Genomic DNA, 11906 nt, shown 5'->3' with positions numbered 1-11906 from the left:
CACGAAACCTGTAGGGGCGGCCCCGTGTCGCGAAAGGGCTGCGGTATGTCAGTGCTTCATGCCCAGCTCTGCATCATCCTCAGCGCCTTGGCCATTGCACTCAGGTAGTGAGCAGCCCAGATCATCATGGGCTTCTCCTCCTTCAGGCCAGTGATGGTCAGTTCACGGACATAGCCCATCAATTCCGAAGATTGCTCGCGGGCGTCCCGACAGGGGATGCCGGGTTCGATGCGGAACAGTGGATGGGTGCCGTTTTCGCCTTGATAGAAAGTGGTCTGGCCGACGGTGAATTGGGTGTCTTCTGTTGTCTTTGTTCAATTCCCTGAAAATTCTCTAATGCCTGGGCCGGCCCCTTCGCGGGCACGCCCGCTCTCACAGGTACTGTGCAAGTCTTGCAGCCTGTGGTGATCCTGTGGGAGCGGGCGTGCCCGCGAAGGGGCCGGACCTGACAACACATTAAGCAGCCTTAGTGCGAAGTCCTGCGCTCACTGGGCGCCTGCACCTGAACCAAAGCGGATTCAGGCAAAGCCCGTAGCGCCTCCAGCTCGTGCATGGAGGTCATCATCAGGATCGAAACTGGGGACTTGGGCTGAAGCAGCAACGCCTGATGCACCACGGTGGCTGCGTATAGTGCGTAGTCGCTGGCCTGGATCGGGGTGTCTTCGAGGGAGTGGGGGTTGTGGGGTGGGTCGGGGACAACTTTCAGCATGACTCGCTCCTTTCTTTCCTGTTTGGCTGCCATCCGCCCGCTGCCTGTCAGGTGTTCTGCGCCCGATTGCGTCAGGGCGGCGAAGCGCCCGGCTTGATTGTTGCGGCGCTCCTCAAATCGAGCGCCGCCCGCGCGGCGCTTCGCGGCACAAGGCCGCTCCCACATTTGTTTCGGGCCAATTATTCCTGAGCCATAGGCGCGCGCACCCTGGGTGCATGGCTGGAGAATAATTAAGAGCAGTGATGCAACCTTCAATATCGAAGGGGACAGACAAGGCGGGCGGCGCTCGATCTCACAGGCGTCGCATTCCTTTCGCCAGGCCCATGCCAGCCCTAACACAATCCAATGGCGTCACCAGCAAACCCCACAATCACGTCTATGCTTGAGGCAGCACAGCAGCAAGGACCGCCCATGCCTCGTCCAAGCCACCTGATGATTCTGGCCCTGGCCGCCGCCGCCCTCTATATATATGCACTGGCCAGCGACAATACCCTGCTCGCCCTGCTGGCCAAACCCGTTCCCGTCCTGGCGCTTGTCGCCTGGCTGCGCGGCGTCCCGGCCACACCTTATCGCAAGTGGATCTCGATCGGCCTGGGCTTCTCGGTACTGGGCGACATACTGCTGGCCATCCCCGCCGACCTGTTCGTGTTCGGCCTGGCCGCCTTCCTCTGTGCCCACCTGGCTTACCTGCGCGGCTATTGCGGCATTACCCTGCGCCCCACCCTGCCCGCACTGATCTTCAGCGCCATCACCGGCATCGCGCTGCTCGGCGTACTGGCCAGCCACGGCCTCGGCCCGTTGCTGATCCCGGTCGCGCTGTACGCCCTGGTCATCAGCGCCATGCTCTGGCGCGCCCTGGCCTGTGGCGGGCTGGCCGCAATCGGCGCCGGCCTGTTCGTGATCTCGGACAGCCTGATCGGCATCGACCGCTTCGTCAGCCCGTTCGCCGCCGCGCCCTATCTGATCATCCTCATCTACTGGCTTGGCCAGTGGGCGATTGCGGCATCAGCCAATCAACGCTCAACCGATAAAGTATTGATCCAGAGCGGTACGCGCCGCGTCGAAAGCTGCTAGAACAGGAGTCTTTCGCATTTGCAAGTAGGGGCATCGCCGGATGAACTTTACAAGGCACAGAACAGCCAAATTACATGGCACCAGGTCAAATGATATTAATTATCATTACGAAACTTGTAATTCGTTACCAGTCGCAAGAAACATAATTAACAAAACCGCACGCAATGCCCGAATATCAAGGCTTTCAGCCATTTACGACTGCCTTTTGTTCTTAATCCTACGAATAAATTTGCGACAGAAATTTTACTTGCACCGGGTTTACCCATAAAATCAGCGCGATTGATTCAGCTGCGACATTTGGTCACTGCACCTGCGACACCACGTCGCCGCTCTACTTATTTCAGACTGCAGAGCTGGGTCTCTGTATAAGGATCTCTAGCATGTCCGATTCGGCAGGACTCATCGCCCACAACTGGGGCTTTGCCATCTTCCTCCTGGGTGTCGTCGGCCTGTGTGCCTTCATGCTCGGCCTGTCCAGCCTGCTCGGTAGCAAGGCCTGGGGCCGCGCCAAGAACGAACCCTTCGAATCCGGCATGCTGCCCGTCGGCAGCGCCCGCCTGCGCCTGTCCGCCAAATTCTATCTGGTCGCGATGCTGTTCGTGATCTTCGATATCGAAGCCCTCTTTCTCTTTGCATGGTCTGTGTCCGTCCGCGAAAGCGGCTGGACCGGGTTCGTCGAAGCACTCGTTTTCATAGCAATTCTGTTGGCAGGTCTTGTCTACCTATGGCGCGTCGGTGCTCTTGATTGGGCTCCCGAAGGTCGCCGCAAGCGGCAAGCGAAGCTGAAACAATGAGGCTTTGGCAATGCAATACAATCTCACCAGAATCGATCCGGATGCGCCTAACGAGCAGTACCCGGTAGGTGAACGGGAAACCGTCACCGACCAACTGCTGGAGGACCAGGTCCACAAGAACATCTACATGGGGAAACTCGAAGATGTGCTGCGTGGCGCGGTCAACTGGGGTCGCAAGAACTCCCTCTGGCCGTACAACTTCGGCCTGTCCTGCTGCTACGTGGAAATGACCACGGCATTCACGGCACCCCACGACATCGCCCGCTTCGGCGCCGAAGTCATCCGGGCCTCGCCGCGTCAGGCCGACTTCATGGTCATCGCCGGCACCTGCTTCATCAAGATGGCGCCGATCATCCAGCGCCTGTATGAGCAGATGCTCGAACCGAAATGGGTCATTTCCATGGGTTCGTGCGCCAACTCCGGTGGCATGTACGACATCTACTCGGTCGTTCAGGGGGTCGACAAGTTCCTCCCTGTGGACGTCTATGTGCCTGGCTGCCCGCCACGCCCTGAGGCTTTCCTGCAAGGCTTGATGCTGTTGCAGGAGTCGATCGGCCAAGAACGACGCCCGCTTTCCTGGGTTGTTGGTGATCAAGGTATTTACCGTGCCGAGATGCCAGCCCAGAAAGACCTGCGTCGTGAGCAGCGCATTGCAGTAACCAACCTGCGCAGCCCCGACGAAGTCTGATCCAGCGACCTGCCGCCCGCTCCCCCTGGAGCCGGCGGCCTGGCTTCATTCTTAACGTTGACCCAAAGCGACCGAGACCATGACAGCGGACAACGCTATTTATATTCCGCCCTACAAGGCTGACGACCAGGATGTGGTCGTCGAACTGAACAACCGTTTTGGCGCCGAAGCATTCGTCGCCCAGGAAACCCGCACCGGCATGCCCGTGCTGTGGGTCAAGCGCGCCCAGCTCAAAGAGGTGCTCAGCTTCCTGCGCGGTGTCGCCAAGCCTTACAGCATGCTGTACGACCTGCACGGCGTGGACGAACGCCTGCGCACCCAGCGCCGTGGCCTGCCGGCCGCCGACTTCAGTGTGTTCTACCACCTGCTGTCGATCGAGCGTAACAGTGACGTGATGATCAAGGTGTCGCTGAGCGAAGGCGACCTGAACCTGCCGACCGTGACCGGTATCTGGCCAAACGCCAACTGGTACGAGCGCGAAGTGTGGGACATGTTCGGCATCGACTTTGCCGGCCACCCGCACCTCAGCCGCATCATGATGCCGCCCACCTGGGAAGGTCACCCGCTGCGCAAGGACTACCCGGCCCGTGCCACCGAGTTCGACCCCTACAGCCTGACCCTGGCCAAGCAACAGCTTGAAGAAGAGTCGGCGCGCTTCAACCCGGAAGCCTGGGGCATGAAGCGTCAGGGCGCCAACGAGGACTACATGTTCCTCAACCTCGGCCCTAACCACCCTTCGGCGCACGGTGCGTTCCGTATCGTTCTGCAGCTGGACGGTGAAGAAATCGTCGACTGCGTACCGGACATCGGCTACCACCACCGTGGTGCCGAAAAAATGGCCGAGCGCCAGTCCTGGCACAGCTTCATCCCCTACACCGACCGTATCGACTACCTCGGCGGGGTGATGAACAACCTGCCGTACGTACTGGCGGTGGAAAAGCTGGCGGGCATCAAGGTGCCGCAGAAGGTCGACGTTATCCGCGTGATGCTGGCCGAGTTCTTCCGCATCACAAGCCACCTGCTGTTCCTGGGTACCTACATCCAGGACGTTGGCGCCATGACCCCGGTATTCTTCACCTTCACCGACCGCCAGCGCGCCTACACCGTGATCGAAGCGATCACCGGTTTCCGCCTGCACCCGGCCTGGTACCGCATCGGCGGCGTCGCCCACGACCTGCCGCGCGGCTGGGAGAAACTGGTCAAGGACTTCGTTGAATGGCTGCCCAAGCGCCTCGACGAGTACACCAAGGCTGCCCTGCAGAACAGCATCCTCAAGGGCCGTACCATTGGCGTTGCTGCATACAACACCAAGGAAGCCCTGGAATGGGGCACCACCGGTGCCGGCCTGCGCTCCACCGGTTGCGATTTCGACCTGCGCAAAGCCCGCCCCTACTCCGGCTACGAGAACTTCGAGTTCGAAGTACCGCTGGCCCACAACGGCGATGCCTACGATCGCTGCATGGTCCGTGTCGAGGAGATGCGTCAGAGTATCCGCATCATCGACCAGTGCCTGCGCAACATGCCGGAAGGCCCGTACAAGGCGGATCACCCGCTGACCACGCCGCCACCGAAAGAGCGCACCCTGCAGCACATCGAGACCCTGATCACGCACTTCCTGCAAGTCTCGTGGGGCCCGGTCATGCCGGCCAACGAGTCGTTCCAGATGATCGAGGCGACCAAGGGCATCAACAGTTACTACCTGACGAGCGATGGCGGCACCATGAGCTACCGCACCCGGATCCGTACCCCGAGCTACCCGCACCTGCAGCAGATCCCTTCGGTGATCAAAGGCAGCATGGTCGCCGACCTCATTGCGTACCTGGGCAGTATCGACTTCGTTATGGCTGACGTGGACCGCTAAGCATGAACAGCACGCTTATCCAGACAGACCGTTTCGCCCTGAGCGAAACAGAGCGCTCGGCCATCGAGCACGAAATGCATCACTACGAAGACCCGCGCGCGGCGTCCATCGAAGCCCTGAAGATCGTCCAGAAGGAACGTGGCTGGGTGCCGGACGGCGCCATCCACGCCATCGGCGAGGTGCTGGGCATCCCGGCCAGCGACGTGGAGGGTGTAGCCACCTTCTACAGCCAGATCTTCCGCCAGCCCGTTGGCCGCCACATCATCCGCGTGTGCGACAGCATGGTCTGCTACATCGGCGGCCATGAATCGGTCGTCAGCCAGATCCAGAGCGAGCTGGGCATCGGCCTCGGCCAGACCACCGCCGACGGCCGCTTCACCCTGCTGCCGGTGTGCTGCCTGGGCAACTGCGACAAGGCCCCGGCGCTGATGATCGACGACGACACCTTTGGCGACGTGCAGCCCGCTGGCGTCACCCAATTGCTGGAGGGTTACGTATGACCATTACTTCCTTCGGCCCGGCCAACCGCATTGCGCGCTCGGCCGAAACCCACCCGCTGACCTGGCGCCTGCGTGACGACGGCGAGCCTGTTTGGCTGGCCGAATACCAGGCCAAGAACGGCTACGCTGCTGCCCGCAAGGCGCTGGGCGAGATGTCGCAAGACGATATCGTGCAGAGCGTCAAGGACTCCGGCCTCAAGGGCCGTGGTGGCGCAGGCTTCCCCACTGGCGTGAAGTGGGGCCTGATGCCCAAAGACGAATCCATGAACATCCGCTACCTGCTGTGCAACGCGGACGAAATGGAGCCCAACACCTGGAAGGACCGCATGCTGATGGAGCAACAGCCCCATCTGCTGGTCGAGGGCATGCTGATCAGCGCCCGCGCCCTGAAGGCCTACCGTGGCTACATCTTCCTGCGTGGCGAATACACCACGGCGGCGAAAAACCTCAACCGCGCCATTGATGAAGCCAAGGCCGCCGGCCTGCTGGGCAAGAACATCCTGGGCTCCGGTTTCGATTTCGAGCTGTTCGTGCACACCGGTGCCGGCCGTTACATCTGCGGTGAAGAAACTGCACTGATCAACTCGCTGGAAGGCCGCCGCGCCAACCCGCGCTCCAAGCCGCCCTTCCCTGCCGCCGTCGGCGTGTGGGGCAAGCCGACGTGCGTGAACAACGTCGAAACCCTGTGCAACGTGCCAGCCATCGTGGCCAACGGCAACGACTGGTACAAGTCGCTGGCCCGCGAAGGCAGCGAAGACCACGGCACCAAGCTGATGGGCTTCTCCGGCAAGGTGAAGAACCCAGGCCTGTGGGAGCTGCCGTTTGGCGTCACCGCCCGCGAGCTGTTCGAAGACTATGCCGGTGGCATGCGTGATGGCTTCAAGCTCAAGTGCTGGCAGCCAGGCGGCGCCGGTACCGGCTTCCTGCTGCCCGAGCACCTCGACGCGCAGATGTACGCCGGAGGCATCGCCAAGGTCGGTACCCGTATGGGTACTGGCCTGGCCATGGCGGTGGACGACAGCATCAACATGGTGTCGCTGCTGCGCAACATGGAAGAGTTCTTCGCCCGCGAGTCTTGCGGCTGGTGCACCCCATGCCGTGACGGCCTGCCGTGGAGCGTGAAGATGCTGCGCGCACTGGAAAACGGCCAGGGCCGCGCCGAAGACATCGAGACGCTGCTGGGCCTGGTCAACTTCCTCGGCCCCGGCCGTACCTTCTGTGCTCACGCACCGGGGGCGGTGGAGCCGTTGGGCAGTGCCATCAAATACTTCCGCTCGGAGTTCGAGGCCGGTGTAGCACCGGAAAGCGCTGGCACCCTGCGCCCGAACCTGGCGAAGCCCATTGTGGTAGGCGCATAACAAGATAGAACGCGGGTGGTCCGTGCCACCCGCCAGCCTGTCGGCCGGCCCGCATGAAGTGTGGCGTGCCGCAGGCATACAGATTTCCATTAGCCACGCCCGCTCACGCGGGCCAACGAAGAACTTTGAACAATGGCCACTATCCACGTAGACGGCAAAGCGCTCGAAGTCAACGGTGCAGATAACCTGTTACAGGCGTGTCTGTCGCTAGGCCTCGACATCCCTTATTTCTGCTGGCACCCGGCGCTTGGTAGCGTTGGTGCCTGCCGGCAGTGCGCGGTCAAGCAGTACACCGACGAGAACGACACCCGTGGTCGTATCGTCATGTCCTGCATGACCCCAGCCTCCGACGGCACCTGGATTTCCATCGAAGATGACGAGTCCAAGGCGTTTCGCGCCAGCGTCGTCGAATGGCTGATGACCAACCACCCGCACGACTGCCCGGTGTGCGAGGAAGGCGGTCACTGCCACCTGCAAGACATGACGGTGATGACCGGCCACAACGAGCGCCGCTACCGTTTCACCAAGCGTACCCACCAGAACCAGGACCTCGGCCCGTTCATTGCCCATGAGATGAACCGCTGCATCGCCTGCTATCGCTGCGTGCGCTACTACAAGGACTACGCCGGTGGTACCGACCTGGGCGTCTACGGCGCCCACGATAACGTGTACTTCGGCCGTGTCGAAGACGGCGTGCTGGAAAGCGAGTTCTCCGGCAACCTGACCGAGGTCTGCCCGACCGGTGTGTTCACCGACAAGACCCACTCCGAGCGCTACAACCGCAAGTGGGACATGCAGTTTGCCCCAAGCATCTGCCATGGCTGCTCCAGCGGCTGCAACATCAGCCCGGGCGAGCGCTACGGTGAACTGCGCCGGATCGAAAACCGCTTCAACGGCTCGGTCAACCAGTACTTCCTGTGCGACCGCGGCCGCTTCGGTTACGGCTACGTCAACCGCAAGGATCGCCCACGCCAGCCACACCTGGCCGATGGCACCAAGCTGGGCCTGGACGCCGCCCTGGACAAGGCTGCCGACCTGCTGCGCGGCCGTACCATCGTCGGTATCGGCTCGCCACGCGCCAGCCTTGAAAGCAACTACGGCCTGCGTGAGCTGGTCGGTGCCGAGTACTTCTACTCCGGCATGGAAGCGGGCGAACTGGCCCGCGTGCGCCTGGCCCTGAACGTGCTGAACAACAGCCCGCTGCCGGTGCCGACCCTGCGCGACATCGAAGACCACGACGCCGTGTTCGTGCTCGGTGAAGACCTGACCCAGACCGCTGCCCGCGTGGCCCTCGCCGTGCGCCAGGCCACCAAGGGCAAGGCCGAGGCCATGGCCGAAGCGATGAAAGTGCAGCCATGGCTCGACGCCGCCGTGAAGAACATCGGCCAGCACGCGCTGTACCCGCTGTTCATTGCCTCGCTGGCTGAAACCAAGCTGGACGACGTTGCCGAAGAATGCGTGCACGCCGCGCCTGCCGACCTGGCCCGCATCGGTTTCGCAGTGGCTCACGCCATCGACCCGAGCGCACCAGCCGTCGCCGGCCTGGACGACGAAGCCAAGGCCCTGGCCCAACGCATCGCCGACGCGCTGGTTGCCGCCAAGCGCCCACTGGTTGTCGCCGGTACTTCGCTGGCCGACCCGGCACTGATCGAAGCCGCCGCCAACATCGCCAAGGCCCTGAAGCTGCGCGAGAAGGACGGTTCGCTGAGCCTGGTGGTACCTGAGGCCAACAGCATCGGCCTGGCCATGCTCGGCGGCGAGTCCGTGGATGCCGCGCTGGACGCGGTCATCAGCGGCAAGGCCGACGCCATCGTCGTGCTGGAAAACGACCTGTACGCCCGCGTGCCGGCCGCCAAGGTCGACGCCGCCCTGGCTGCGGCCAAGGTGGTGATCGTTGCCGACCACTCGAAAACGCCGACGGTCGACCGCGCCCACCTGGTACTGCCGGCCGCCTCGTTCGCCGAAGGCGACGGAACCCTCGTCAGCCAGGAAGGCCGCGCCCAGCGCTTCTTCCAGGTGTTCGACCCGCAGTACCTGGACAGCAGCATCCAGATCCACGAAGGCTGGCGCTGGATGCACGCCCTGCGTGCCACCCTGCTGAACAAGCCGGTCGACTGGACCCAGCTGGACCACGTTACCAGCGCCTGCGCCGAAGCCGCCCCGCAACTGGCCGGCATCGTCAACGCTGCACCAAGCGCCGCCTTCCGCATCAAGGGCATGAAGCTGGCCCGTGAGCCGCTGCGCTACTCTGGCCGTACTGCCATGCGCGCCAACATCAGCGTGCACGAACCGCGCACCCCGCAAGACAAGGACACCGCGTTCGCCTTCTCCATGGAAGGTTACTCGGGCTCCGCCGAACCGCGCCAGCAGGTGCCGTTCGCCTGGTCGCCGGGCTGGAACTCGCCGCAAGCCTGGAACAAGTTCCAGGACGAGGTCGGTGGCCACCTGCGTGCCGGTGACCCTGGCGTACGCCTGATCGAGTCGCAAGGCGATCGCCTGAACTGGTTCAACGCCATTCCGGGCGCCTTCAACCCGGCCCGTGGCACCTGGACCGCGGTACCGTTCTTCCACCTCTTCGGCAGCGAAGAAAGCTCCTCGCGGGCCGCGCCGGTACAAGAACGTATCCCGGCTGCCTACGTGGCCCTGGCCAAGTCCGAAGCCGACCGCCTGGGTGTCAACGAGGGCGCCCTGCTGAGCCTGAACGTGGCCGGTGTGGCCCTGCGCCTGCCGCTGCGCATCAATGAAGAGCTGGGCGCTGGCCTGGTCGCGCTGCCGAAAGGCCTGGCCGGCATCCCGCCTGCCATCTTCGGTGCATCCGTCGAAGGTCTGCAGGAGGCAGCACAATGAGCTGGTTCACCCCCGAAGTGATCGATGTGATCATCCAGGTCGTCAAGGCTATCGTGGTGCTGCTGGCCGTAGTGGTCTGCGGCGCCCTGCTCAGCTTCGTCGAGCGCCGCCTGCTGGGCTGGTGGCAGGACCGCTACGGTCCTAACCGTGTCGGCCCGTTCGGCATGTTCCAGATCGCCGCCGACATGCTGAAGATGTTCTTCAAGGAAGACTGGAACCCACCCTTCGTCGACAAGATGATCTTCACCCTGGCGCCGGTCGTGGCCATGAGCGCCCTGCTGATCGGCTTCTCGATCATCCCGATCACACCGGGCTGGGGCGTTGCCGACCTGAACATCGGTCTGCTGTTCTTCTTCGCCATGGCTGGCCTGTCAGTCTACGCGGTGCTGTTCGCCGGCTGGTCGTCGAACAACAAGTACGCCCTGCTGGGCAGCTTGCGTGCTTCGGCACAGACGGTGTCGTACGAAGTGTTCCTGGGCTTGGCGCTGATGGGCGTTGTGGTGCAGGTGGGCTCGTTCAACATGCGCGACATCGTTGAGTACCAGGCGCAGAACCTGTGGTTCATCATTCCGCAGTTCTTCGGCTTCTGCACCTTCTTCATCGCTGGCGTCGCCGTGACTCACCGTCACCCGTTCGACCAGCCAGAAGCAGAACAGGAACTGGCCGACGGCTACCACATCGAGTATGCCGGCATGAAATGGGGCATGTTCTTTGTCGGTGAGTACATCGGCATCATCCTCATCTCGGCGCTGCTGGTAACCCTGTTCTTCGGTGGCTGGCACGGCCCGTTCGGCATCCTGCCGCAACTGCCGTTCCTGTGGTTCGCCCTGAAGACCGCGTTCTTCATCATGCTGTTCATTCTGCTGCGCGCCTCGATTCCGCGCCCACGTTATGACCAGGTGATGGACTTCAGCTGGAAGTTCTGCCTGCCGCTGACCCTGATCAATTTGCTGGTGACCGCTGCGATCGTGCTCTACAACACGCCAGCCGTCGCGGCCCAGTGAGGATTTGACCCATGTTCAAGTATATCGGCGACATCGTTAAGGGCACCGGCACACAGCTGCGCAGCCTGGCCATGGTGTTCTCCCACGGGTTCCGCAAGCGCGACACCCTGCAATACCCCGAAGAACCCGTGTACCTGCCGCCGCGCTACCGCGGCCGCATCGTCCTCACCCGCGACCCCGATGGCGAGGAGCGCTGCGTAGCGTGCAACCTCTGCGCGGTGGCCTGCCCGGTTGGCTGCATCTCGTTGCAGAAGGCCGAGACCGAGGATGGTCGCTGGTACCCGGAGTTCTTCCGCATCAACTTCTCGCGTTGCATTTTCTGCGGCCTGTGTGAAGAAGCGTGCCCGACCACCGCAATCCAGCTGACCCCGGATTTCGAAATGGCCGAGTTCAAGCGTCAGTACCTGGTGTACGAGAAAGAAGATCTGCTGATCTCCGGCCCCGGCAAAAACCCTGACTACAACTTCTACCGTGTTGCGGGTATGGCGATCGCTGGCAAGCCGAAAGGCGCTGCGCAGAACGAAGCCGAGCCGATCAACGTGAAGAGCTTGCTCCCATAAGGACAGAAAGATGGAATTCGCTTTCTACTTCGCATCCGGGATCGCCGTGGTCTCCACCCTTCGGGTGGTGACCGGCACAAACCCCGTGCACGCCTTGCTTTACCTGATCATTTCACTGATCTCCGTGGCCATGATCTTCTTCTCACTGGGTGCGCCGTTCGCCGGCGCCCTGGAAGTGATCGCCTACGCCGGCGCCATCATGGTGCTGTTCGTGTTCGTGGTGATGATGCTCAACCTGGGGCCGGCTTCGGTCGCCCAGGAACGGGGCTGGCTCAAGCCCGGCATCTGGGCAGGGCCGGTGATCCTCGGCACCCTGCTGCTGCTGGAACTGCTGTACGTGCTGTTCGTCGCCCCGAGCGGCGCTGGCATCAGCGGCACCACCGTGGGCCCGAAAGAAGTGGGCATCAGCCTGTTCGGGCCGTACCTGCTGGTGGTCGAACTGGCCTCGATGCTGCTGCTGGCTGCAGCCGTCACCGCCTTCCACCTGGGCCGCAACGAGGCGAAGGAGTAA

At 62.5% G+C, this 11906-nt stretch carries 11 protein-coding genes and 1 pseudogene; 10 read left to right on the top strand and 2 right to left on the bottom strand.

The genetic code is table 11. The features are described 5' to 3' along the window. Positions 1-48: 48 nt before the first annotated feature. Positions 49-308 (bottom strand): annotated as a pseudogene (locus J3A71_RS10110) (DUF3077 domain-containing protein); the annotation flags it as partial. A 158-nt stretch (positions 309-466) separates the two neighbouring features. Continuing rightward, on the bottom strand, positions 467-709 hold the full coding sequence (locus J3A71_RS10105) for a hypothetical protein (RefSeq protein ID WP_024717880.1): 243 nt from the start codon (positions 707-709) through the stop codon (positions 467-469). A gap of 411 nt (positions 710-1120) precedes the next feature. Between J3A71_RS10105 and J3A71_RS10100 the strand changes: the two genes are divergently transcribed. The 10 genes from J3A71_RS10100 (at position 1121) to nuoJ (ending at position 11906) form a co-directional block, all read left to right on the top strand. Continuing rightward, positions 1121-1783, top strand: a complete 663-nt coding sequence (locus tag J3A71_RS10100; protein WP_016488217.1) for a lysoplasmalogenase — start codon at positions 1121-1123, stop codon at positions 1781-1783. 380 nt (positions 1784-2163) lie between these two features. Beyond that, entirely contained in the window at positions 2164-2577 is a 414-nt protein-coding gene (locus tag J3A71_RS10095; RefSeq protein WP_003251427.1) for an NADH-quinone oxidoreductase subunit A, read from the top strand. Between the two features lie 10 nt (positions 2578-2587). Next, positions 2588-3265: an NADH-quinone oxidoreductase subunit B gene (locus J3A71_RS10090; protein ID WP_012313769.1), complete on the top strand. Its 678-nt coding sequence runs from the start codon at positions 2588-2590 to the stop codon at positions 3263-3265. Positions 3266-3344: 79 nt separating this feature from the next. Continuing rightward, entirely contained in the window at positions 3345-5126 is a 1782-nt protein-coding gene (nuoC, locus tag J3A71_RS10085; RefSeq protein WP_016488218.1) for an NADH-quinone oxidoreductase subunit C/D, read from the top strand. Positions 5127-5128: 2 nt separating this feature from the next. Then, a complete protein-coding gene (nuoE, locus tag J3A71_RS10080) occupies positions 5129-5626 on the top strand; it encodes an NADH-quinone oxidoreductase subunit NuoE (protein WP_016488219.1) in 498 nt (165 codons plus the stop codon). Further along, positions 5623-6984 carry an NADH-quinone oxidoreductase subunit NuoF gene (nuoF, locus tag J3A71_RS10075; protein ID WP_016488220.1) on the top strand — a complete coding sequence of 454 codons (1362 nt, stop codon included), beginning with the start codon at positions 5623-5625 and terminating at the stop codon, positions 6982-6984. The genes nuoE and nuoF overlap by 4 nt, the downstream gene beginning before the upstream one ends. Before the next feature lie 132 nt (positions 6985-7116). Next, positions 7117-9831 (top strand): NADH-quinone oxidoreductase subunit NuoG, encoded by a 2715-nt coding sequence (gene nuoG / locus J3A71_RS10070; RefSeq protein WP_060516973.1) that lies wholly within the window; start codon positions 7117-7119, stop codon positions 9829-9831. Then, the gene (gene nuoH / locus J3A71_RS10065; RefSeq protein WP_016488222.1) at positions 9828-10835 is read left to right on the top strand and encodes an NADH-quinone oxidoreductase subunit NuoH; all 1008 of its coding nucleotides are present in this window, start codon (positions 9828-9830) and stop codon (positions 10833-10835) included. Before nuoG ends, nuoH begins: the two co-directional genes overlap by 4 nt. A gap of 11 nt (positions 10836-10846) precedes the next feature. Then, entirely contained in the window at positions 10847-11395 is a 549-nt protein-coding gene (nuoI, locus tag J3A71_RS10060; RefSeq protein ID WP_209952836.1) for an NADH-quinone oxidoreductase subunit NuoI, read from the top strand. A gap of 10 nt (positions 11396-11405) precedes the next feature. Further along, positions 11406-11906 (top strand): NADH-quinone oxidoreductase subunit J, encoded by a 501-nt coding sequence (gene nuoJ / locus J3A71_RS10055; RefSeq protein ID WP_016488224.1) that lies wholly within the window; start codon positions 11406-11408, stop codon positions 11904-11906.

The sequence above is a fragment of the Pseudomonas sp. PvP089 genome (assembly GCF_017875165.1).
GTDB classification, from domain to species: Bacteria; Pseudomonadota; Gammaproteobacteria; order Pseudomonadales; family Pseudomonadaceae; genus Aquipseudomonas; species Aquipseudomonas fortuita.
This window is presented reverse-complemented; position numbering and strand designations above follow the sequence as displayed.